This window comes from Mycobacterium sp. 236(2023) (genome assembly GCF_029623955.1).
In the GTDB taxonomy this organism is placed as follows: Bacteria; Actinomycetota; Actinomycetes; order Mycobacteriales; family Mycobacteriaceae; genus Mycobacterium.
Genome location: NZ_JARSBP010000001.1, coordinates 97,880 through 119,791, shown reverse-complemented (window position 1 = coordinate 119,791; position 21,912 = coordinate 97,880). Strand labels below are relative to the sequence as shown.

Annotated in this window: 20 protein-coding genes; 10 read left to right on the top strand and 10 right to left on the bottom strand. The window is 68.5% G+C overall.

Annotated elements, in window-relative coordinates; all coding sequences use genetic code 11:
- Window positions 1–168: 168 nt before the first annotated feature.
- Window positions 169–1,089 (top strand): hypothetical protein, encoded by a 921-nt coding sequence (locus P9A17_RS00565; protein ID WP_278036647.1) that lies wholly within the window; start codon window positions 169–171, stop codon window positions 1,087–1,089.
- Here the strand turns inward: P9A17_RS00565 and P9A17_RS00560 are convergent.
- The 3 genes from P9A17_RS00560 to P9A17_RS00550 all read right to left on the bottom strand — a co-directional run bounded on the left by P9A17_RS00560 (window position 1,079) and on the right by P9A17_RS00550 (window position 3,963).
- On the bottom strand, window positions 1,079–1,354 hold the full coding sequence (locus P9A17_RS00560; RefSeq protein WP_278036646.1) for a hypothetical protein: 276 nt from the start codon (window positions 1,352–1,354) through the stop codon (window positions 1,079–1,081). The genes P9A17_RS00565 and P9A17_RS00560 overlap by 11 nt on opposite strands.
- Before the next feature lie 232 nt (window positions 1,355–1,586).
- Window positions 1,587–2,510, bottom strand: a complete 924-nt coding sequence (locus P9A17_RS00555; RefSeq protein WP_278036645.1) for a TIGR03564 family F420-dependent LLM class oxidoreductase — start codon at window positions 2,508–2,510, stop codon at window positions 1,587–1,589.
- A gap of 151 nt (window positions 2,511–2,661) precedes the next feature.
- The gene (locus P9A17_RS00550; protein ID WP_278036644.1) at window positions 2,662–3,963 is read right to left on the bottom strand and encodes an acetyl-CoA C-acetyltransferase; all 1,302 of its coding nucleotides are present in this window, start codon (window positions 3,961–3,963) and stop codon (window positions 2,662–2,664) included.
- A gap of 179 nt (window positions 3,964–4,142) precedes the next feature.
- Between P9A17_RS00550 and P9A17_RS00545 the strand changes: the two genes are divergently transcribed.
- Together P9A17_RS00545 and P9A17_RS00540 are read left to right on the top strand one after the other, a co-directional pair.
- Entirely contained in the window at window positions 4,143–5,495 is a 1,353-nt protein-coding gene (locus tag P9A17_RS00545) for a 3-oxoacyl-ACP reductase (protein WP_278036643.1), read from the top strand.
- The gene (locus P9A17_RS00540) at window positions 5,492–6,343 is read left to right on the top strand and encodes a MaoC/PaaZ C-terminal domain-containing protein (protein ID WP_278036642.1); all 852 of its coding nucleotides are present in this window, start codon (window positions 5,492–5,494) and stop codon (window positions 6,341–6,343) included. Before P9A17_RS00545 ends, P9A17_RS00540 begins: the two co-directional genes overlap by 4 nt.
- On the opposite strand, the gene P9A17_RS00535 is transcribed toward P9A17_RS00540, so the two are convergent.
- Entirely contained in the window at window positions 6,330–6,959 is a 630-nt protein-coding gene (locus tag P9A17_RS00535) for a TetR/AcrR family transcriptional regulator (RefSeq protein WP_278036641.1), read from the bottom strand. The two genes, P9A17_RS00540 and P9A17_RS00535, sit on opposite strands and share 14 nt — an antisense overlap.
- 65 nt (window positions 6,960–7,024) lie before the next feature.
- Entirely contained in the window at window positions 7,025–8,233 is a 1,209-nt protein-coding gene (locus P9A17_RS00530; protein ID WP_278036640.1) for a glycoside hydrolase family 3 N-terminal domain-containing protein, read from the bottom strand.
- A gap of 116 nt (window positions 8,234–8,349) precedes the next feature.
- Here P9A17_RS00530 and P9A17_RS00525 point away from each other — a divergent pair, with 116 nt between their 5' ends.
- Genes P9A17_RS00525 through P9A17_RS00510 form a run of 4 tightly spaced genes read left to right on the top strand, consistent with a single transcriptional unit; the run spans window position 8,350 to window position 14,792 of the window.
- On the top strand, window positions 8,350–8,838 hold the full coding sequence (locus P9A17_RS00525) for a universal stress protein (RefSeq protein WP_278036639.1): 489 nt from the start codon (window positions 8,350–8,352) through the stop codon (window positions 8,836–8,838).
- Between the two features lie 24 nt (window positions 8,839–8,862).
- Complete coding sequence (locus tag P9A17_RS00520) at window positions 8,863–9,036, top strand: DUF2613 domain-containing protein (protein ID WP_003933939.1); 174 nt, start codon at window positions 8,863–8,865, stop codon at window positions 9,034–9,036.
- Window positions 9,037–9,055: 19 nt separating this feature from the next.
- Entirely contained in the window at window positions 9,056–13,288 is a 4,233-nt protein-coding gene (locus P9A17_RS00515; RefSeq protein WP_278037000.1) for an alpha-(1->3)-arabinofuranosyltransferase family protein, read from the top strand.
- Window position 13,289: 1 nt separating this feature from the next.
- Window positions 13,290–14,792: an AMP-binding protein gene (locus P9A17_RS00510; RefSeq protein ID WP_278036638.1), complete on the top strand. Its 1,503-nt coding sequence runs from the start codon at window positions 13,290–13,292 to the stop codon at window positions 14,790–14,792.
- Between the two features lie 14 nt (window positions 14,793–14,806).
- Here P9A17_RS00510 and P9A17_RS00505 read toward each other — a convergent pair whose 3' ends face one another.
- On the bottom strand, window positions 14,807–15,298 hold the full coding sequence (locus tag P9A17_RS00505) for a MarR family transcriptional regulator (RefSeq protein ID WP_278036637.1): 492 nt from the start codon (window positions 15,296–15,298) through the stop codon (window positions 14,807–14,809).
- A 93-nt stretch (window positions 15,299–15,391) separates the two neighbouring features.
- Here P9A17_RS00505 and P9A17_RS00500 point away from each other — a divergent pair, with 93 nt between their 5' ends.
- Window positions 15,392–16,327 (top strand): NADP-dependent oxidoreductase, encoded by a 936-nt coding sequence (locus P9A17_RS00500; protein ID WP_278036636.1) that lies wholly within the window; start codon window positions 15,392–15,394, stop codon window positions 16,325–16,327.
- On the opposite strand, the gene P9A17_RS00495 is transcribed toward P9A17_RS00500, so the two are convergent.
- Complete coding sequence (locus P9A17_RS00495) at window positions 16,324–17,487, bottom strand: acyltransferase (protein WP_278036635.1); 1,164 nt, start codon at window positions 17,485–17,487, stop codon at window positions 16,324–16,326. The genes P9A17_RS00500 and P9A17_RS00495 overlap by 4 nt on opposite strands.
- A gap of 191 nt (window positions 17,488–17,678) precedes the next feature.
- On the opposite strand from P9A17_RS00495, the gene P9A17_RS00490 reads away from it, so the two are divergent.
- Together P9A17_RS00490 and P9A17_RS00485 are read left to right on the top strand one after the other, a co-directional pair.
- Window positions 17,679–18,884, top strand: a complete 1,206-nt coding sequence (locus tag P9A17_RS00490) for a DUF3068 domain-containing protein (protein ID WP_278036634.1) — start codon at window positions 17,679–17,681, stop codon at window positions 18,882–18,884.
- Between the two features lie 20 nt (window positions 18,885–18,904).
- Window positions 18,905–20,608 (top strand): hypothetical protein, encoded by a 1,704-nt coding sequence (locus tag P9A17_RS00485; RefSeq protein ID WP_278036999.1) that lies wholly within the window; start codon window positions 18,905–18,907, stop codon window positions 20,606–20,608.
- Here P9A17_RS00485 and P9A17_RS00480 read toward each other — a convergent pair.
- From P9A17_RS00480 to P9A17_RS00470, 3 genes are read right to left on the bottom strand one after another with little or no spacing between them, the layout of a single operon-like run.
- Complete coding sequence (locus P9A17_RS00480) at window positions 20,549–20,809, bottom strand: hypothetical protein (RefSeq protein WP_278036633.1); 261 nt, start codon at window positions 20,807–20,809, stop codon at window positions 20,549–20,551. The two genes, P9A17_RS00485 and P9A17_RS00480, sit on opposite strands and share 60 nt — an antisense overlap.
- Window positions 20,810–20,820: 11 nt before the next feature.
- Window positions 20,821–21,678 (bottom strand): oxygenase MpaB family protein, encoded by an 858-nt coding sequence (locus tag P9A17_RS00475; RefSeq protein WP_278036632.1) that lies wholly within the window; start codon window positions 21,676–21,678, stop codon window positions 20,821–20,823.
- Complete coding sequence (locus P9A17_RS00470; RefSeq protein WP_278036631.1) at window positions 21,678–21,911, bottom strand: hypothetical protein; 234 nt, start codon at window positions 21,909–21,911, stop codon at window positions 21,678–21,680. The genes P9A17_RS00475 and P9A17_RS00470 overlap by 1 nt, the downstream gene beginning before the upstream one ends.
- Window position 21,912 lies beyond the last annotated feature (1 nt).

Here is a 21,912-nt window from a genome sequence, read left to right as displayed (position 1 = left end):
GCTTCGGACCCGAGACGCCCCCGGACTCTTCCCGGGGGCGTCTTGCGTTGACTCTTGGTGCGAGCTGGGGGGCACCTCCCGCTTGCCAGCAGACACAAAATCACACACATTGACCGCATTTCGTGCGATTTTGTGTCTGCTCGCCTTCAGAAACCGAGGGGACATGACATGACCGACTATCCGAACGACCAGTCGCCGCCCGGTTACCAGCCACCGCCCGGCTACCAACCGCCGCCGCCCGGTTACGGACCGCCCCCGGGCTACCAGACGGGCCAGCCGCCTCCCGGGTACGCACCACCGCCTCCCGGTTACGGCCCGCCGCCCGGATACGCGCCGCCACCGGGCTACGGGCCTCCGCCGATGTTCGGCAAGCCCGCCCCCGACATCGGTGCCGGACTCAAGTGGTCATGGAATACGTTCACCCAGAACGCATTTCCCTTGGTCGGGTCGTTGGTGATCTGGATGCTCGCGATCGGTGTGCTGTTCGGAGTTCCGTACGGCATGGCATTCGTGGCCGCCGAGACGAGCCCGTCCTCGTACACCGAATACTCGGCATCCACGTCGACGATGTACTTCGGTGCCACGAGCATCGTCCTCATCGTCGTCGCGTCCATCCTGCTGTGGTTGACGATCGCCGCCATGTCGGCGGCACTGAACACGGGCTATCTCAAGATCGCCGACGGGCAGCCCGTCACGCTGGCGTCCTTCCTGAAGCCGAACCGCTTCGGCGCGATGCTCGCCCTGCAACTGCTGATCGTGGCAGCGACCGTCGTGGGGTTCATCCTGTGCGTCATCCCCGGCATCCTCGTCGGATTCCTGACGATCCTCGCGCCGCTGGCGCTGCTCGACCGCGGGTTGCCGGTCATCGAGGCGGTCAAGACGAGCGTGAACCTCGTCAAGAACAACATCGTGCCGGTGTTGCTGATGTATCTGATCGCCGCCGCGCTGAGTACAGTTGGCCAATTTGCCTGCCTGATAGGACTTTTCGTCGCAATCCCGGTCAGCTACCTGTTCCAGGTCTACATCTACCGGGAGCTGTCGGGCCGGCCGGTGGCGCCGTCGGCTCCGCGGAATACCCCTACTTACTAGGCTGTCGGGCCTTCGCGACCACCGCGAGTCCGGCGACGAGCAAGCTCACGGCCGCAATGCCCTCCGCGTAGCGCAGCCACCCGACGGAGTCGGCGGCCATCGCGGCGAAAAATGCGGCGCCGGCAATCATCGCCACCCCATAGTACGTCCGGGTCCGCCGAACGCGGGTAACGCGGTTCGCTTCGCGCGGCGCGAATACCGCGTAGGCGAGCAGCCCCAGAAACGCGACGAAGGTCAGCAGCTGGACGGCATTGAGCGCGGTCATGCCTCATTTCCTACGCGAGCAGACACAAAATCACACGTACTGCGGCGATTCCGGGTGAGTTTGTGTCTTTTCGCGGGAAGGAGATAAGGGCGGGTTCGGGAGGACACGTGGGTGCGCTTCATTGTCTCGCGCGGCCGACTCTCATCCCTCGTCGGCTCTTCGGACCCGTCACTCCCGAACCCGTCGTGCAGACGATGCTACGCCTGCGTTCACCCGCGGGAAAGGGGAATCTTCAACCCAATTCACGCAGCAGAGCACGCGTCCGATCGCGACCCTCGGGGACGGTGTCGAACACCGCGCCGACGTACTCGTCGACACCCGCGGCACCCAGATCGGCCAGCCGATCGCGCACCGTTGCCTCGTCGCCGATGATGGCGGCGTCCTCGGGTCCCGCGTAACCCTCGCGGTCGAGCATCGCCCGGTAGGACGGCAGCGTCCCGTAGACCGAGAACTGCTCGGCGGCCTGCTTGCGCGCCGCATCGACGTCATCGGTCACGGCGATGGGAAGAGATGCGACGACCCTGACCGCGTCGGCCGGGCGGCCCGCGTCTGCCGCGGCCTGGCGCAGCGTCGGGCTGACGTGGTCGCGCAGCGTGGCCGGCCCGGTCATCCACGTGCAGGTGCCCTGAGTACGGCGTCCCGCCAGACGCAGCAGCTGCGGGCCGAGCGCGGCGATGTACACGTCGGGCCTCGGCGCACCCGGGATGACGAGGGCGCCGCGGGTGGTCACCGTCTCGCCCGACGCGTCGGCCGGCTCGCCGGCCAACAGCGGCAGCAGTCCGTCGAGGTATTCGTTGAGCCGGCGCACCGGCTTGTCCCACGGAATGCCCCACATGCCCTCGGTGACGGCGGCGTGCGTCATGCCAAGGCCGAGGATGAAGCGGCCCCGCGAAGCCAGGCTGACGGTCAGGGCCCGCTGCGCCATCTGCATCGGGTGCTGGTTCTGGATCGGGACGACACCGCTGGCGACCTCGATGGTGTCGACCTCGTGGAGGGCGACGGCGAGGATCGTCAGGAGGTCGGGCTCGTAAGGGAGCTGGCTGATCCAGACGCGGCCGAAGCCTTCGTCACGCAGCTGGGCGAGGTAGGCGATGGTGGCGTCGATCGGATTGGCCGCACCGAAGCCGGTGATCTGGCCGAACATGCTGATCTGCATGCCCTAAAACTAAGAGCCCCGTGTTGCCGTCGGGTCGGGGGGTCAGACGGCAACACGGAGCTATCCCATGTATCGATCGCCTGCGGACGAGCGTTACAGCGTTCCGAAACTTTTTTTCGGGACGGCATTAGTGCACGTCCGGCGCACGAAATCAGGCCTCGAGGATGGCCGTGACGCCCTGCCCGCCGGCAGCGCAGACGGAGATGAGGCCACGCACCGGTTGGCCCGTCTGAGCTCTTTTCTCGGCGAGCTGCTTGGCCAGCTGGGCGACGATGCGTCCGCCGGTCGCGGCGAAAGGATGTCCCGCAGCCAGCGACGAACCGTTGACGTTGAGCTTCGACCTGTCAATGGATCCCAGCGCAGCATCGAGGCCGAGGCGCTCTTTGCAGTACTCGTCGGATTCCCACGCCGCCAGCGTCGCCAGCACGACGGACGCGAACGCTTCGTGGATCTCGTAGAAGTCGAAGTCCTGCAGTGTCAGGTTGTTGCGGGCCAGCAGTCGCGGCACCGCGTACGTCGGCGCCATCAGCAGGCCGTCGCGGCCGTTGACGTAATCGACCGCCGCAGTTTCGCCGTCGACGAAATAGGCCAGGACAGGAAGCGAATGTGCGGCCGCCCATTCCTCCGATGACAGCAGCGCCACCGACGCACCGTCGGTCAGCGGCGTCGAGTTGCCCGCCGTCATCGTCGCGTCGCCGTTACGCACACCGAAGACCGGCTTGAGCTTCGCCAGCTTCTCCGTCGACGAATCCGCCCGCAGGTTGTTGTCGCGGTAGAGGCCGAGGAACGGGCTGACGAGGTCGTCGAAGAACCCGCGGTCGTAGGCCGCGGCCATGTTCTGGTGGCTGGCGGCGGCGAGCGCGTCCTGGTCGACGCGCTTGACGCCCATCTCCTTGGCGGTGACGGCGGCGTGCTCGCCCATCGACATACCGGTGCGCGGCTCGCTGTTGACCGGGATCTCGACGCCGAGGGCGGCGGGCAGCTTGCCGACCAGCTTCAGCCGGTCGACGTTGGATTTGGCGCGGCGCAGTCCGAGGAGCACCTTGCGCAGGTCGTCACCGAATGCGATCGGCGCATCCGAGGCGGTGTCCACGCCACCGGCGGCGGCCACCTCGTAGCGCCGTAGCGCGATGCCGTCGGCCGCGGCGATCGCGGACTGCAGGCCCGTGCCGCAGGCCTGCTGCAGGTCGAAAGCGGGGGTGTACGACGACAGCGAGCTGCCGAGCACGCACTCCCGCATCAGGTTGAAGTCGCGGCTGTGCTTGAGCACCGCACCGCCGATGACGGCGTCGAGCTTCTCGCCCTTGAGGTTGAAGCGCTCGGCGAGCCCGTCCAGCACGGCGGTGAACATGTCCTGGTTCGAGGCTTTGGCGTAGGCGCCATCGGATCGCGCGAACGGGATCCGGTTACCTCCGAGGATCGCCACCCGGCGGGTTGTCCTGTTGTCGACCACGTTGTCCTCCCGGCTTGCTAGGTGTCGAGCGTCATACTACCCACGGTTCTTACTCTGGAGTAAGTTCGGTGACGGACGCGACAGAGCGGGTACCCCCGTGCGGTCGACGTAGAACCCACCTGATCGTCAGAAAGTCGGCCTCCTCTTCCGAAGGTGGCCCCCTCTCGAAAGGCAGCACAGTGGCTTCCGATCTCCTTTCCCAGGTCGTCAACTCCGGGCCTGGCTCGTTCCTCGCCAAACAGCTCGGTGTTCCGCAGCCCGAACCGCTGCGGCGGCACAAGGCCGGTGAACCCCCGCTCGCAGGATCGCTGCTGATCGGGGGCGAGGGCAGGGTCGTCGAGCCGCTGCGCGCCGCCCTGGCCGACGACTACGACGTCGTCGCCGACAATCTCGGCGGCCGCTGGGCCGACTCGTTCGGCGGGCTCGTCTTCGACGCCACCGGCATCACCGAACCCGAGGGACTCAAGGGGCTCTACGAGTTCTTCACCCCGCTGCTGCGCAACCTCGGCCACTCCGGCCGCGTCGTCGTCATCGGCACGACGCCGGAGGAGACCGGCAGCGTGCACGAGCGCACCGTGCAGCGCGGCCTTGAGGGCTTCACCCGCTCGCTGGGCAAGGAGCTGCGCAACGGGTCGACCGCCGCGCTGGTGTACCTGTCCGCCAACGCCCAACCCGGCGCGACGGGGCTGGAATCGACGCTGCGCTTCCTGCTGTCGGGCAAGTCGGCCTACGTCGACGGCCAGGTGTTCCATGTGGGGGCAGCCGACGCGACCCCGCCCGCCGACTGGGAACGGCCACTCGACGGCAAGGTCGCCGTCGTGACCGGCGCGGCGCGCGGCATCGGGGCGACGATCGCCGAAGTGTTCGCGCGCGACGGCGCGAAGGTCATCTGCGTGGACGTCGAAGGCGCAGCCGAGTCGCTCGGGATCACCGCGAGCAAGGTGGGCGGCACGGCGCTGACGCTGGACGTCACCGCGGCCGACGCCGTCGACCGCATCACCGAGCACGTCCGCGAGCACTATGACGGCACGCTCGACATCCTGGTCAACAACGCAGGCATCACCCGCGACAAGCTGCTGGCCAACATGGACGAGTCGCGCTGGGATTCCGTCATCGCGGTGAATCTCCTTGCCCCCCTTCGTCTCGCCGAGGGCCTGGTGGGTAACGGGGTGATCGGCGACGGCGGCCGGATCGTCGGGTTGTCGTCGATGGCGGGCATCGCGGGCAACCGCGGCCAGACGAACTACGCGACCACGAAGGCGGGCATGATCGGGCTGACCGACGCGCTGGCACCGGAGTTCGCCGAGAAGAACATCACGATCAACGCCGTCGCACCGGGCTTCATCGAGACGAAGATGACCGACGCGATCCCGTTGGCGACCCGTGAAGTCGGCCGACGGCTCAACTCGCTGTTCCAGGGTGGGCAGCCCGTCGACGTGGCCGAGGCGATCGCGTACTTCGCCAGCCCCGGGTCGAATGCGGTGACGGGCAACACGATCCGGGTCTGCGGACAGGCGATGCTGGGCGCATGAGCAACGGTCAGCCTTCGGGCCTCAAAAATCTCGTACTCGCCGCAGCGGGTGCGCTGCCGTTCATCCCGCGCAGCGAGACGCTTCCCACCCGCACACTGACCGTCGAGGATCTGTCGATCGACCCGGCGAACGTCGCCGAGTACGCCGACGTGACCGGGCTGCGGTTCGACAATGCGGTGCCGTTGACCTATCCGTTCGCGTTGACGTTCCCGACGGTGATGCAGTTGATCACCGGGTTCGACTTTCCCTTCGCGGCAATGGGTTCCGTGCATCTGGAGAACCACATCACGCAGTACCGGCCGATCGCGGTGACCGACACCGTGTCGGTGTCGGTGCGCGCGCAGAACATGCGGGAGCACCGCAGGGGTCTGCTCGTCGACATCCTCACCGATGTCCAGGTCGGCAACGAGCTCGCCTGGCAGCAGGTGACGACATTCCTGCATCAGCAGCGGACCAGCCTGTCCGACGAGCCCAAGGCGCCACCGCAGAAGCAGCCGAAGCTACCGCCGCCCAACGCGATACTGCGGATCACGCCGGGCCAGATCAAGCACTACGCCTCCGTCGGCGGCGACCACAACCCGATCCACACGAACGGGATCGCGGCCAAGCTGTTCGGTTTCCCGACTGTCATTGCCCACGGAATGTTCAGCGCCGCTGCAGTTCTCGCGAACATCGAGGGACAACTGCCGGATGCGGTCAAGTATTCGGTGCGGTTCGCCAAGCCGGTGGTACTGCCCGCACGGGCTGGTCTGTACGTCGACCGCAACACCGACGGTTGGGATCTGACACTGCGTCATCTGAGCAAGGGCTACCCGCACCTGACGGGAACCGTGTCTAGCTTGAGATGACGGCGGTGGCGTCGACGTCGTGGGTCGACGGCGCACCTTTGAGGCCCCGCCAGAACAGGTTGATCATCAGCTCGGACGCCTCGTCGACGTCGGCGTCGCCCGTGCTGACCCGCGACGCGATCGCCTCCCCGGCGCCCACGAGCGCGACGGCCATCATGTCGAAATCGGTGTCGGGCTCGGGAAACCGCGTGCCCGACCGCAACAGTCGGCCGACGAGCTCGATGATGCGCTCGCGACCTTCGCGCACGGTGTGGGCGAAGGCCTGCGAACTGGTGGCCTGCGTGTAGAGCACCATCCACGATGCCCGGTTGGCATCGATGTACTTCAGGAACGACAGCACCGCGGTGCGCAGCAACTCCTTGGGCGGGGCGCTGAAGTCGATGTGGCTGTTCACTTCGTCGACGAACCGGCTCAGCTCACGATTCAGGCACGCACCGAACAGGTCTTCCTTGGATCCGTAGTAGAGGTAGAGCATCGGCTTGCTGATCTGCGCCTCGGCGGCGATCGCATCCATCGAGGTCTCGTGGTAACCGTTGACCGAGAAGATCTCCACGGCCGCGTCCAACATCTGTTGCTCGCGGACGGCGCGCGGCAACCGCTTGGTTCCACCTGCCATGCGCGCGCCTTTCGTGACCGATGAGCAACACCTTCCCTACGACAGGGTAAGCAATTGCTGACCGATCAGCCGCCACACCGCGTCGACGGGCCCTTGGTCGCGACGATCCGGCTCACGGCCGCATCCACGCCCGACATCGTCAACTCACCGGCCCCGACGGCTGCCTCAAGCCTGTCGAGCACGGCGGGCACGTCGTCGGTGGACAGCCACAGCGCCACGTCGGCTCCGGCCTGCAGCGCGCGCAGCACGGCATCGGCGATTCCGAACCTGTCCGTGATGGCCTGCATGCCCGACAGGTCATCGGTGTACACCGGTCCGCCGAACGGCGGGCCGCCGTAGTCGCCGGACCGCAGCAGCGCATACGCGGCCGGACTCAGGCTGGCGGGTTCGCTGCCGGTGAGGCCGGGCACCTCCATGTGGCCCACCATGACTCCGACCGGAGCTTGGGCGGTCAGCGTCCGGTACGGAACCAGGTCGTTGGCCTGCAGTTGCTCGATCGGCGGGGTGACGACGGCGCCGGTGTGCGAGTCGCCGGACGCCGAGCCGTGCCCCGGGAAGTGTTTGAGGACGGGCAGCACGCCGGCGTCGCGCAGGCCGCGGGCGTAGGCGCCGGCGTAGTCGGTGACGGTGGTGGGGTCGGCTCCGAACGAACGGTCCCCGATGACGCTGTCGGCGGGAGCGTCGGTGACATCGGCGACCGGTGCGAAGTCGACGGTGATACCGAGGTTGCGCATTTTTCTGCCGCGCTCGAGCGCGATCCCGTAGACCTGCTCCGGGGTGTTGGTCTCCGCGAGCACGCGGGCCGGCGGCTGGCCTCCGATGAGCCCGGACAGCCGCGACACGCGGCCGCCCTCCTCGTCGACGCTCACGGCGAGCGGCAGCGGGCCGGCGTTTGCGATGTCGGGCAGGGACCCGTCGGTCAGCATCGACATGTCGGTCCAGCTGCCGATCATGATGCCGCCGACGTGGTAGTCCGCGGCGGCCGTGCGTGCGTCGGCCGCGCCGGCCACCCCGACCATCAGCAGCTGCGCCAGCTTGTCGCGCGTCGGCATCGCCGCGACGACGGCCGCGGGATCGCCACATACGGGGGCTGCGGGCGGTGCAAGGGCGGGAGCGGCGGGGAGGTTCCCGGCAGCCAGCGAAAGCTGCGACGGGCCGGCTGGGGCGGCCGGCGGCGCGGACGGCTCGGAATCAGCTGATGTGCATCCGGCCAGCAGCGCCGACGCCGCCAGCACGCCGATCAGCGCGTTCGGGAAGGTCCTTGGGGCTGGCATACGTCCCGACACTAATGGCAGGGCCCGCCGCGATCCATGCCGTGGTCGTCCAGTTCGTCAGCACACCAGGTCAACGACCCAATATTCTGGATGCCCGCCGCGAACAAGGAGTGACGATGACGAGCCCCGTACCCCGGGACAAGAAGACCGTGCTCCTCATCGCCTTCGACGGGTCGCCGACGGCCCGGCGTGCCGTGCAGTACGCGGGCCGGTTCCTGACCGCAGACAGGGCCGTGGTGCTCACGGTGTGGTCGCCGATGGACCGCGGCGCCGACGAGAGCGCCTATGACTACGACCTCGACGGGCCGCCGGACCCCCGCCAGGACGACGAGGACGACATCGCGTTGACCGAGGCGCAGCGCATCAACGACGAGGGCCTGGAATTGGCCGTGGCGGCCGGGCTGCCCGCCGAAGCCTTGCGCCGCCCGGTGACCTTCACGGTGTGGCAGACGATCATCGAGGCGGCCGACGACCTCGACGCCGACCTGATCGTCACCGGAACGAGGGCGACCACGGGTTTCCGGTCGCTGTTGCAGTCCAGCGTCGCCGACCATGTGCTGCGCCGTGGGCACCGTCCGGTGCTGATCGTGCCGCCCGGACCGTGACGGCCACCGTGCTAGGTTGGCCGCATGGATCGGTTCCTCGTGCCCGCAGCCGCCAGCATTGTCGTGGGCCTGCTGCTAGGCGCGGCGGCCGTGTTCGGGGTGACGCTCATGGTGCAACAGGACACCAAGCCGCCTCTGCAGGCGGGCGATCCGGCGTCCTCGGTTCTCAACCGGGTCGAGTACGGCGACCGCACCTAAACTGCGTTCCCATCCTGAACTGAGCGTCCAGCCGCTGTCGCGGCGCTGGCTGTGGGCCGCCGCCGCGGTGGCTCTGCTTCTGAGTTTTGGCCAGTCACCCGGCCAGATCTCCCCTGACACCAAGCTTGATCTCACCGCCAATCCGCTGCGGTTCCTCGCGCGCGCGTTCAACCTGTGGAACAGCGAGCTCCCGTTCGGTCAGGCCCAGAACCAGGCCTACGGCTACCTCTTCCCGCACGGCACGTTCTTCCTCGCCGGTGACCTCCTCGGTGTCCCCGGGTGGGTGACGCAGCGCCTGTGGTGGGCGCTGATCCTCGTCGTCGGTTTCTGGGGTGTGCTGCGGGTCGCCGAAGCGCTCGGCATCGGCAGCTCGACATCGCGGGTGATCGGTGCGGTCGCGTTCGCGCTGTCACCGCGGGTGCTGACGACGCTCGGCGCGATCTCGTCGGAGACGCTGCCGATGATGCTGTCGCCGTGGGTGCTGCTGCCGGTCATCCTTGCCTTACGCGGGGGGAAGAAAGGGGTGGGCGAAGGGCACAGCGATCCCCGGGTGCGAGTGCTGGCGGCACGGTCGGCGGTGGCGATCGCGTTGATGGGGGCGGTCAACGCGGTCGCGACTCTCACCGCATGCCTGTGCGCCGTGGTGTGGCTGCTGTGCCACCGGCCCGACCGGACGTGGTGGCGCTTCGTGGCGTGGTGGTTGCCGTGTGCGGCTCTCGCGGTGGCGTGGTGGGTGGTCGCGCTGCTGCACCTCGGCAGGATCAGCCCGCCGTTCCTGGACTTCATCGAATCCTCCGGCGTGACGACGCAGTGGATGTCGCTGACCGAGATGCTGCGCGGCACCGGTGCGTGGACACCGTATGTGGCGCCGACAGCGACGGCCGGTGCGCAGCTGGTGACCGGGTCGGTGGCGGTGCTGGCGACCACGCTCGTGGCGGCCGGCGGGCTGGCCGGTCTGGCGTCGGCACGCATGCCCGCCCGGGGCCGGCTGATCACCATGCTGATGGTCGGCGTCGTGCTGCTGGCGGCCACCTACTCCGGCGGTCTCGGCTCTCCGATCGCCCATGCGGTGCAGGCGTTTCTGGATGCCGACGGCACACCTTTGCGCAACCTGCACAAGCTCGAACCGCTGCTGCGGCTGCCCCTGGCGCTGGGTCTGGTTCATGTACTCGGCCGTATCCCGTTGCCGGGCAGCGCCCCGCAGCGGGTGTGGCGCGACTCTTTCGCCCATCCCGAAAAGGACAAGCGGGTCGCGGTGGGCATCGTGTTGTTGTCGGCGTTGACGGCGGCGACGGCACTGGCCTGGACCGGTCGGCTGACGCCTCCGGGCGCGTTCGACGCCATCCCGCAGTACTGGCACGACACCGCGCAGTGGCTGGACGACAACAACTCCGGAGGTCGTGTCCTCGTTGCGCCGGGATCTCCGTTCGCGACCCAGGTGTGGGGCAACAGCCACGACGAGCCACTCCAGGTCCTGGGGGACAGTGCGTGGGGGGTGCGCGACTCGATCCCCCTGAACCCGCCGGAGACGATCCGCGCACTCGACTCCGTCCAGCGGTTGTTCGCCGCCGGCCGAGCCTCTGACGGCCTTGCCGACACCCTTGCCCGACAGGGCATCTCGTATGTGGTGGTGCGCAACGACCTCGACCCTGACTCGTCGAGGTCGGCGCGGCCCATCCTCGTGCACCGCGCTGTCGACGGGTCACCGGGCCTGACGAAGGTCGCGGAGTTCGGCGACGTGGTCGGGCCGGGTGCGCTGGAGGGATTCGTCACCGACAGCGGGCTGCGACCCAGCTATCCGGCGGTCGAGATCTATCACGTCGACGGTGCGGCTTCGCTCGAACCCTATGTGGCGGAGACGGACACGATGGCGCGGGTCGACGGCGGGCCCGAGTCGCTGTTGCGCATCGATGAGCGCCGCCGGTTGTCGGGCCGGCCGCCGCTCGGACCGATGTTGTTGACGCAGGACGCATTACGTGCCGGCCTGCCCGCACCGCTGGTGACCATCACCGACACCCCGACGGCCCGCGAAACCGACTACGGCCGCGTCGACGACCATTCGTCGGCGATCCGCGGGCCGGACGACGCGCGCAACACCTACAACCGGGTGCCCGACTATCCGTCCGCCGATGCCGATCTCGTGTACGGCCAGTGGGGTGGCGGCCGGATCTCCGTATCGAGTGCCGCATCGGATTCCACTGCGCTGCCCAATGTTTCACCGTCGTCGGGGCCGCCGTCGGCGATCGACGGGGATTCCTCGACCAGCTGGGTGTCCAACTCGCTGCAGACCGCGCTGGGCCAGTGGCTGCAAGTCGACTTCGACCACCCCGTCACCAACGCGACCCTCACCGTCACGCCGAGTGCTTCCGCGGTCGGCGCACAGGTACGGCGCTTGGAGGTGTCGACGGTCAACGGCACCAGCACCGTGCGGTTCGACGAGGCGGGTAAACCGCTGACCGTGGCGCTGCCCTACGGGGAATCCCCGTGGGTGCGGATCACCGCGACCGGCACCGACGACGGGTCGCCCGGCGTCCAGTTCGGCCTCACCGACATCAGCGTCACCCAGTACGACGCGAACGGTTTCGCCCACCCGGTCAACCTGCGGCACACCGTCAGCGTTCCCGGTCCGCCTCCGGGTTCGGTTGTGGCGCAATGGGATCTGGGTTCGGATCTGTTGGGGCGTGCCGGGTGTGCGGAGAGCCCGACCGGGGTCCGGTGCGCGGCGGCGATGGCGTTGGCCGCCGAGGAGCCCGTGAACCTGAGCCGGACGCTCGCCGTCGCGGAGCCGACGGAGGTGATGCCGACGGTCTGGGTGCGGGCCAGGCAGGGACCGAATCTCGCCGACCTGATCGCGCAGCCCGGGACGACGCGGGCCGCCGGTGACAGCGATCCCATCGACGTGCTCGGCTCCGCCTACGCCGCCACCGACGGCGATCCCGGCACATCGTGGACCGCCCCGCAGCGCACAGTGCAGCCACACACCCCGCCGTCGCTGACGCTCACGCTGCCCAGCCCGCAGACCGTGTCCGCGATCCGGGTGACGCCCAGCGCGTCGGCGCTGCCCGCCCACCCGACGCTCATCGCGGTCGACCTCGGGGACGGCCCGCAGGTGCGCCGCATGACGGCGGGAACGGAAACGTTCGCGCTCCACCCCCGGATGACCGACTCGATCAGGGTGTGGCTGCTGCAGTGGGACGACGTGATCGACCGCACCTCACTGGGTTTCGATCAGCTCAAGCCGCCCGGGCTCGCCGAGATCGTCGCGCTCGACGGTCGCGGCGCCCCGATCGGCGCCGCCGACGCCGCCGCCAACCGCGACCGCAGCATCACCCTGCCGTGCGGGCGCGGACCCGTCATCGGCGTCGCCGGTGAGTTCGTCCAGACGTCGGTACGCACCACCGTCGGCGACCTGCTCGACAACAGACCTGTTCCGGCCCGCCCGTGCCGCGACGAACCGATCCTGCTCCCCGAAGGCCAGCAGGAGTTGCTCGTCAGTCCCGGCCCCGCGCTGATCGTCGACGGTATCCAGCTGGACACCCCGCGCTTCGGTGAAGTCCGTTCAGCAACAACATCTTCCGTCGACACCGGCCGATGGACGGGCGATCACCGCGAGGTCACCGTCACGCCATCGGATGCCTCCCGCGTTCTGGTCGTGCCGGAGAGCGTGAACCCGGGCTGGGTCGCACGCGACGCCGCAGGCAACGCGCTGACCCCCGTCACCGTCAACGGCTGGCAGCAGGGCTGGGTGGTGCCCGCGGGCACCGAGGGCGCCGTCACGCTGGACTTCGCCTCCAACGCCACCTACCGGGCCGGTCTGATCGGTGGCCTTGCACTACTGCCGCTTCTCTTCGCGCTGGCGTTCGTAGCGCCCCGCCGGGTCGGCGACCCGGGCGAGCCGACGCAACCGTGGCAGCCCCCGCCGTGGGGCGCCGGCGCCGCGGCAACGGTTGCAGCACTGGTCATCTCGGGTATCGCCGGGGCCGTCGTCGCGGCGGCGGCCCTGGGCATCAGGTATCTGCTGCGCCGCCGGGACACGCTGCTCGACGGACTGACGGTGGGGGTTGCGGCGTCCGGACTGATCCTGGCCGGCGCGGTGCTCAGCCAGTACCCGTGGCGCTCGGTCGACGGATACGTCGGACACTCGGCGGGGGTGCAGTTCCTCGCGCTGCTGTCGGTGCTCGCCGTCGCGATGTCGACGGTGACGTTCTCCGATTCCCGCCGCAGCCAGGCTCACGACGACGAGGATGGCTGACATGACAGACGCGCTCGCCGCCTCGCCCGTCGCTCCGATCGGCACGCACGTGTCGACCCTTGCCGAGCAGGCGCCCGGTGCATCGGCGGTGACCTGCTCCGGTGTCACGGTGACCCGCGCCGAGCTCGATGCCATCACCAATCGGGTCGCCCGCGGGTTCGCCTCCCTTGGAGTCGGCGTCGGCGACTATGTGACGATCGTGCTGCCCAATTCGCTGGACTGGGTGTTCACGGTCGTCGCGTGCTGGAAGCTCGGGGCGGTGCCGCAGCCGCTGTCGGCGCGGCTGCCCGACGCCGAGCTCGCCGCACTGCTCGAGTTGCGCAGGCCGGCGCTGCTGGTGGGCAGGACCGACCCGACCGGTATGACACCAAGTACGGCAACGGATCTGGCCGCCGAGTTCGCGGAATTCCCGGCCGAGCCCCTGCCGGAGGCGGTGTCGCCGGTGTGGAAGTCGATGGCATCGGGCGGAAGCACCGGGCGGCCCAAGCTGATCGAGGCGGGCAACGACAGCCGGGTGCCCGCGGCCATCGGTTATCCGCTGGGCGCGCAGGAGGGCGACGTCAACCTGATCTCGGTGCCGCTGAGCCACAACACCGGCTTCACGACATTTGCCATCGGCCTGCTGCAGGGTCACCACCTCGTCGTGATGCCGCGGTTCGAACCGCACGAATTCCTCAGTCTCATCACCGAACACCGGGTGACGTTCCTGGCCACGGTGCCGACGATCATGCAACGTCTGCTGCCGGTCTTTCGCGCGAACCCGGACGCCTACGACCTGTCCTCGATTCGCCGGTTCTGGCACCTGGCCGCACCCTGCCCGCCCGCCGTCAAGCGGGCGTGGATCGAGATCGTCGGCCCCGAGGCGGTGTGGGAACTGTACGGCGGCACCGAGTTACAGGCCCTGACGTTCATTTCTGGGCACCAGTGGTTGACACACCCCGGCTCCGTCGGCACGGTGGTCGCCGGTGAGATGAAGGTGCTCGACGACGACGGCAACGAGTGCCCGCCCGGCGTGGCCGGTGAGATCTACATGCGGCCAGGCCCGGGGTCGCGGCCCACCTACCGCTACATCGGCAGCACCGCCAAGTCCCGGGACGGCTGGGATTCGTTGGGCGACTTGGGTTACTTCGATGCGGACGGGTTCCTCTACCTCAACGACCGCCGAGTCGACATGTTCACCGTCGGCGGGCGCAACGTCTATCCGGCGGAGATCGAGTCGGCGCTCGCGGAGCACCCGGCGGTGTTGTCGAGCCTGGTGGTGGGACTGCCCGACGACGATCTGGGCCAGGTGCCGCACGCGATCGTGCAGGCCGACGGTCTCGACGAGGCGGGGGTGGTCGCGTTCCTGGCCGAGCGGATCGCGGGCTACAAGCTGCCCAGGTCAGTCGAGTTCGCCGACCGCCCGCTGCGTGACGATGCGGGCAAGGCACGACGGTCGGCGGTCCGCGACGAGGTCATCGCGCGGGGGGCCCAAACGGAAAGCACGCAGCGAAAGGCCGAGTGAGGGCCTGCGTAGTTTCAGCCTCGGCGCGCGGCGGGGCGCGGTCGGCTCGATCGCGGCGGCAGAGCGCGCATGTGGTCGCGAACCCGGCCCATGATGCCGCCGAGGGTGCGCACGTCGGCAGCGGAGAGCGGCTCGAACAACAGCGAGCGGACGACCTCGATGTGGCCGGGCAGGACGTTGGCGACCCTGGCGCGGCCTTTCTCGGTGATGTCCACGAGCGTGGCCCGGTGGTCGTCGGGACTGGCCATTCGGATGATGAGGCCTTCTTTCTCGAGTAGCCCGGCCTGGTGGGTGAGGCCGCTGCGGCTGTAGACAACCCCGTCGGCGAGGTCGGTCATCGTCAGGGGCCCGTCGGTGTCGGCCAGTTTGGCCAGGATCTCGAACTGCACGTAGCTGAGACCACCCTCCTCCTGCAGCTGCTCGCGGACGGCGTACTGCAGCAGGCTGACTGCTTCTGTGAGGGCGAAGTAGGTCCGCATCTGCTCCGGTTTCAGCGTTTTCGCCACGATCGCAGCCTACGGGAATTGATTCGATATCGAAGCATGTTGCACCGTTCGTAAACGCTTCGAAATCGAAGCATCTGACGATCGGAGAAGATCATGAAGGCGATACAGTTCCACCGCTACGGCGGCAGCGACGTCTTGGAGTATGTCGACGTGGCGAAACCGGTACCGGGCGCCGGGCAGGTTCTGGTGAAGGTCGCAGGCACATCGTTCAATCCGGTCGACGCCGGAATCCGCGGCGGCTACCTGTCCGAGGTATTTGCGATCGACTCCCCCCATGTGCCCGGCATCGACGTCGCCGGCACGATCGCCGAAATCGGAAACGGTGTCGACGGCTGGAATGTCGGGGACGCCGTGGTCGGCCTGCTTCCGATGACCGCCGACGGTGCCGCCGCGGAGTATGTCGTCGCACCGGCCGAGGTCCTGGCACAAGCGCCATCATCGGTGCCGCTGGCAGACGCGGCTTCCCTGCCGACTGTCGGGCTCACTGCGTGGCAGGCGCTGTTCGAAATCGCGGGCCTCACCCGCGGACAGACGATTCTGATCAACGGCGCCGGCGGAGCGGTCGGCGGCTACGCCACCCAGCTCGCCAAGAGTGTCGGCGCAGAAGTCACTGCCACCGCGAAGGCCGAGACCGCCCAACATCTCCACGACTTCGGCGCCGACCACATCATCGGCTATCTCGACTACACCGCAACACCTTTCGAGATCGGTGGAGCTCCGTTCGACGTCGTCCTCAATCTGGTTAGCACCACCGCGGCGGAGACGGAGGCGCTCGCGTCCGTCGTCGTCGCCGGTGGCCACTACGTCGGCACGATGACGTCGGGACCCGAACGACCCCAGCGAGGACTCCGGGCACAACGGGTCTTCGTGCGCAGTGATGCCGCGCAGCTGGCTGACCTCGCCGGCAGAGTCGACTCGGGAGAGTTGCGGATCGACGTCGCCGACCGGCGCCCGCTCGCGCAGGCGGCCGCCGTACATGAGGCCTACGACACGGGTCGCCTGCCCGGCAAGACCCTGCTGATTCCCTAGCGGGCTTGCGCCGGCTCGACGTCTTCGGTGACCGATGAGTCCAGCGGTGTCGGATCGTTGCGTCGCTCCCAGCGGCGCAACGCATTCCGGCATGGCGACTCCACCAGGCCGTAGCTGACCGCTGCGATCGCGAAACCGAAGACCACCGTCAGCACCAACACGATCGTGAAGTGGCCGTTGAACGCGAACTCCCCGATGATCGGGAACACCATCGCCAGCGCCGCCAGGTGCCACACGAAGAGTCCGTAGGACCAGCGGCCCAGCGTCACCATGACAGGACTTCCGAGTATCCGGTGCGAGGTGTCGACACGGTCGAGCACCAGCGGCGCCAGCAGCGCGCCCGCGACGATCGCCCCCATCACCGTCTTCAGCGTCACCTGGGCGATCGAGCCGGGATGCAGCCCTTCCCGGCCCGCCAGCGGCGACGCGGCGATCAGGAACGCCGTCACGGCGATGACCGCCATCAGGATCCGCCTGCGAGCCAGCCGGTGGACGAAGCCCACCGGGCTGACGGTGAGCTCGGCCAGCACCATGCCTGCGGCGAACCACGAGAAGAACGCCGGCGGCCAGTTCCACAGGTTGTGCCCGGACGCCGCATCGAACGGGATGTGCACCCAGAACAGGCTCGCGGCGGCGACGGCGACGATCGCGGCAACCCTGGCACGGGCAGGAACCCGCCGGGCCAGCAGCGCCAGCAGCGGCAGCGCGAGGTAGAAGCTCATCTCGACCGACAGGCTCCACATCTGCGTCAACCCCGCGGTCAACGTCAGCGGGACATAGATCTGGGTCAGCGTCAGATTTGCCAGCCACACGGTGAAGTCGGCTTTGACCTCCGGCAACAGCGTGAGGATCACCACGACGGCGACGAGGTAGCCCGGCATGATGCGCACGATGCGCGACCGCAGGTAGTGCCCCGTTCGCGGACGTGACCGCAGACCGCGCGCCGCGGCGGCATGACCGCGCCACAGCAGGAACCCCGACAGTGCGAAGAACACCGCGACGGCGAGATCGAACCGGCCGAGGATGCGGCCGAGGATGCCGCCGGACATACCGGTCTGGAACGCGACGTGGGTGACGACGACGCCGATGGCGGCGCACGCGCGCAGCCCTTCGACGGCGGGCAGGAAACCGCGGGTCCCGCCCACGGCGCTTTCACTCACGCCGAACAGTGTGCCCGCAATCGGATGCATCAGGAGGCAACGGTGCGAAACGGGGTAGTCAGGCGCTGCCGGTGAACGCCTCGTAGTAAGCGACGACCTTATTGTCTGCTGTTAGGGTCGAACCGGCTTTTGGGCGTCTGGCTGGGCGCCGCCCGTCACGACCGTGGCGGTGCGCGAAGGGAGACACGGTATTGAACCGCGCAGTTGCGCTGAGGATCGCCGCGTGCGGAATCATGGGCCTCGGAGCTGCCCTGCTCATCGCCGCATTGCTCTTGTCCACCTACACCCAGGGCAAGATCGCGAAGATTCCGCTCAACATCGACGCCACCCTCGTCAGCGACGGCACGGGTACTGCGTTCGACCCGGCATCGCTTCTCGGTGAGCGGTTCGTCATCAACGAGGACATCCCTGTCGTCCAGCAGCAGCAGATCAGCGTCGAGTCACCGTCGAACGCCGACGTCGTCACGCTGCAGGTCGGCACCTCGCTGCGGCGCTCCGACCAGCAGCAGGAGAACGGTCTCCTGCTCGCGATGGTGGACACCGTCACGGTGAACCGTCAGACCGCCGAAGCGGTGTCCAGCGAGACCAACCCCGGCGGCTCGGTGCAGAAGCCGCGTTCCATCGAGGACGAGAACCCGCCGACCAGCGTGGCTCTTCCGCACGAGGGTCTGGCGTACCGGTTCCCGTTCGACACGGAGAAGAAGACCTACCCGGTTTTCGATCCGATCGCGCAGAAGGCCTTCGACGCGAACTATGCGGGCGAAGAGGACGTCAACGGCCTGACCGCCTTCAAGTTCACGCAGAATGTCGGCTTCGACGCCGACGGCGAACTCGTCGAACCGCTCAAGTACGCCTCCCTGTACGACGACGACGCGGACAGCCAGGTCACGGCGCGTGCGTCGCTGTGGGGCCTGGAGGGCGACCCCGAGGAAGAGATCACGATGACGCGGTACTACGCCGCGCAGCGCACCTTCTGGGTCGACCCGGTGTCGGGCACCATCCTCAAAGAGACCGACCGCTCCTACCACTACTACGCCCGCGAAGCCCTCAAGCCTGAGGTGACTTTCGCCGACTACACGGTGACGACCAACGAGGAGTCGGTCGAATCCCAGGTGGCCGCCGCGCAGGACGAGCGCGATCGGGTAGCGCTGTGGGGCCGCATCCTTCCGATCACGTTCACCGCTCTGGGGCTGATCGCTCTCGTCGGCGGTGCGCTGCTCGGCACGTTCAGCCTCCGGGCGGAGTCCATGCTGATCGATCCGGGTCTCGACGACACCGGAGGCCGGTTCTACGGCACGCGGGGCGATGAGGGCAAGCAGGTGCCGGGCGCCGAGGCGATGACCGAGAAGCTGCCCGCGCAGCGGCCGTCCGACCTGCCGCCGGACAGACCGGTCTGATCGGGGTCCGCCGCGCGCTGATTGCGCCGGCCTACTCGCTGGCGTTGACGCTGGCGGTTACCGCTCCCCTTCTCGGGCCCGGCTATCTGCTGCTGCGTGATGCGGTATCCACTCCGCGGTCCTATCTGTCCGACGCCGCGCTCGGCCTGACACAGGCGGCGCCGCGCGCGCTGCCGCAGGATTTCTTCGTCGCCCTGGCCTCGTCGCTGGTGGACGGCGGCGTGGTCGTCAAGGCGCTGCTGATCCTGGGGCTCTGGCTCGCCGGGTGGGGTGCGGCACGATTGGTGGCCGCCGTGCTTCCCGACGCCGGCGTGGCCGGTCAGTGCGTGGCCGTGACGATCGCGATCTGGAATCCGTATGTCGCCGAGCGGCTTCTGCAGGGGCACTGGAGCCTGCTGGTGGGCTACGGCTGTCTGCCGTGGGTGGCGGCGACAGTGCTGTCCCTGCGGGGGTGGCCGGAGCGCCGCCTCCCCGGAGTGGCGTCGCTGGTGTTCTGGCTGGCGCTGGCGGGGTTGACGCCGACGGGGCTGATGCTGGCCGCCGCGATCGCGCTGGTATGCGCGCTGGCCGCGGGTGCGGGCCGACCTCGATGGTGGTGCGCCGGGGTGAGTCTGGCCGCCTCCGCGACGGCGGCGCTGCCGTGGCTTGTGGCGTCGGCGCTCGCGACCGGGTGGGCGGCCGACCAGAAGGCCGGGGTGGCGGCGTTCGCGGCGCGCGCCGAACCCGGCCTCGGGACTCTCGGCAGCCTGGCGAGCCTCGGCGGCATCTGGAACGCCGAGGCGGTACCCGCTTCACGGACAACGCTTTTCGCGATCGTGTCGGCAGCGGTTCTCCTCGGTGTGGTCGCGGTCGGCGTGCCGCTGCTGATCCGGCGTCGGGCCGCTGTGCCCCTTCTGGTCGTCGCTGCCGCCGCGGTGGTGCTGCCTGCCCTGATGGCGACGGGCCCGGGCCTGACCGTTGTCGAGGCGGTGATCGACGCGGTACCCGGGCTCGGTGTGCTCCGCGACGGTCAGAAGTGGGTGGCGCTGGCGATGCCTGCTTATGCACTGTCCGGGGCCGCCACCGTCGTCACCCTCCGTCCGCGCGTACCTGCACTGGCCACCGCCGCGGTGTGCTGCGCCGCACTGATCGCGACACTGCCCGACCTGGCGTGGGGCGTCGGCGGCCGGGTGGCGCCGGTCCACTATCCGGAAGGCTGGGACGCCACCGCGGCCATCATCAACGCGGACCCGGCTCCCGTCGCCGTGCTGCCCGTCGACAGCATGCGCCAATTCCGTTGGGCCGGTGAAGCACCGGTGCTCGACCCGCTCCCCCGCTGGGTGCGGGCCGACGTTCTCAGCACCGGCGACCTCACCATCGCCGGGACGACCGTGCCCGGCGACGGTTCCAGGGCCAGGGAGATCCAGCAGATGCTGGTGTCCGGCGCGGGCCGCGACGAACTCGCGGCGGCCGGGGTGGGCTGGGTGGTCATCGAAAACCCGGAGAACGGCCAGGCGCCCGCGTTGACGCTGCCCGTCGCATTCCGGGACGTCGACCTCACCGTGTACGACGTCGGTGGCGACGCGCCCCCCGCGTCGCATCGGGCCGTCATGATCGCCGCGCACGCGGTGTGGCTGGCTCAGCTTCTCCTGGGCCTCGTCGCTATGACGGCCGGGCGGCTGCGGTCAAACCAGGCAGACCGACGGAAGCAGGACGTGCATGGGCCACAGGGCGGCGACGAGTAGATAGGCCGCCATGCCGCCGCCGGCAGGCATGGCGGTCTGCAGCGTCTCTTCGAGCCGGCGGACCTCCTCGACGTGGAAGACCGCCCACGCCAGTCCGATCGTGACGTACGGAATCAGCAGCCAGAGATGGAATTCCACCATCCCCGCGACAGAAACCCGCCTGCTGAGCACTCCGCGGGTCGCGGTTCTGATTCCCGGCATCGCAGCGCTCCTCAGACCAGTTGGCGGTGTCGCCGGACCCGGCGACGGACGTCGGCGAGCAGTACATAACTGCCACCTTGGCGCACAAATCCGGGCAGGAATCGGTTGGCGAACGCCACGAACAGGAACAACCGCTCGAACAGGCGCTGACGCCCGCCTCCCCAACTCACGCCGAGCGCGTCCCGGAAGACGGGTGCGAGAAAGCCCGCCGTCAGGAACTTCAGCAACGTCCGGAACGGCAGTGCGAGAAGCGGATTGATCATGCGCAGGTTGATGAGGTCGGTGAGGTAGGACCGGACCACGTCGTCCATCGCAACCTGCTCGCACGCACGGTCCCAGTAGTCGTCGAACTCCGCCCTGGTCGCCGGCCACTGGTCCTCGGTGACCTGCAGCGTGGTCCCCAGCGTCCAACCCGACCGATAGAACTGTTCGGCCTGCTCCCCGGTCATCTCACCGCGCAGCAGCCGATAGGTGTCCTCGAGTCCGACGAACAGGCAGGCGGCCACCCACATCTGCAGATCCCGGTCGAAAGCGTTGTACCGCACCGGACTTGACGGTCCCGACTTCACGTGGCGGTGGGCGGCATTGACGGCCTCCCGGAACGCGGCCCGGTCGTCCTCGGAGCCGAGGATTGCCACGGCCAGGTACTGGAACGTGGTGCGGGCCCGCTTCCACGGATGTTTCATCAGGTTGCCGGACTCGACCTTGCTCTCCACGACACCGTGGCCGACACCGGGGCGGGCGAGCTGCATGACGACGTTCGCCGCGCCGGCAGCGAACGACCAGAAGTCCATCGCGTCGGCCACCTGCACCGGGTCATCGCTCCATCGCGCGGTGCGTCGCGTGATGCGAATTCGGTTGCCGCTCATCACGGACACACGTCGGCGAAGAGCAACACCGGCCAGAACACCACGGTGCCGACGAAGGCGGCCACCTTGAGGATGCCGTCGGCATGGACGATGTGGTCAGGCTTGAACACGGAGAAGACGACCCCCATCACCCCGTACGGCGCACCCAGGATCAACGCCGTGCCGAGCCACTCCGCCAACGTCATGTCATAGGCAAGAATCCGGCGCACCACGACGATTATGTTAATAGCCATT

Bases quoted from the DNA above. Each gene is read 5' to 3' on its own strand.
- P9A17_RS00565 (WP_278036647.1), top strand. From the start codon at position 169: ATGACCGACTATCCGAACGACCAGTCGCCGCCCGGTTACCAGCCACCG.
- P9A17_RS00560 (WP_278036646.1), bottom strand. From the start codon at position 1,354: ATGACCGCGCTCAATGCCGTCCAGCTGCTGACCTTCGTCGCGTTTCTG.
- P9A17_RS00555 (WP_278036645.1), bottom strand. From the start codon at position 2,510: ATGCAGATCAGCATGTTCGGCCAGATCACCGGCTTCGGTGCGGCCAAT.
- P9A17_RS00540 (WP_278036642.1), top strand. From the start codon at position 5,492: ATGAGCAACGGTCAGCCTTCGGGCCTCAAAAATCTCGTACTCGCCGCA.
- P9A17_RS00535 (WP_278036641.1), bottom strand. From the start codon at position 6,959: ATGGCAGGTGGAACCAAGCGGTTGCCGCGCGCCGTCCGCGAGCAACAG.
- P9A17_RS00530 (WP_278036640.1), bottom strand. From the start codon at position 8,233: ATGCCAGCCCCAAGGACCTTCCCGAACGCGCTGATCGGCGTGCTGGCG.
- P9A17_RS00525 (WP_278036639.1), top strand. From the start codon at position 8,350: ATGACGAGCCCCGTACCCCGGGACAAGAAGACCGTGCTCCTCATCGCC.
- P9A17_RS00520 (WP_003933939.1), top strand. From the start codon at position 8,863: ATGGATCGGTTCCTCGTGCCCGCAGCCGCCAGCATTGTCGTGGGCCTG.
- P9A17_RS00510 (WP_278036638.1), top strand. From the start codon at position 13,290: ATGACAGACGCGCTCGCCGCCTCGCCCGTCGCTCCGATCGGCACGCAC.
- P9A17_RS00500 (WP_278036636.1), top strand. From the start codon at position 15,392: ATGAAGGCGATACAGTTCCACCGCTACGGCGGCAGCGACGTCTTGGAG.
- P9A17_RS00480 (WP_278036633.1), bottom strand. From the start codon at position 20,809: ATGCCGGGAATCAGAACCGCGACCCGCGGAGTGCTCAGCAGGCGGGTT.
- P9A17_RS00475 (WP_278036632.1), bottom strand. From the start codon at position 21,678: ATGAGCGGCAACCGAATTCGCATCACGCGACGCACCGCGCGATGGAGC.
- P9A17_RS00470 (WP_278036631.1), bottom strand. From the start codon at position 21,911: ATGGCTATTAACATAATCGTCGTGGTGCGCCGGATTCTTGCCTATGAC.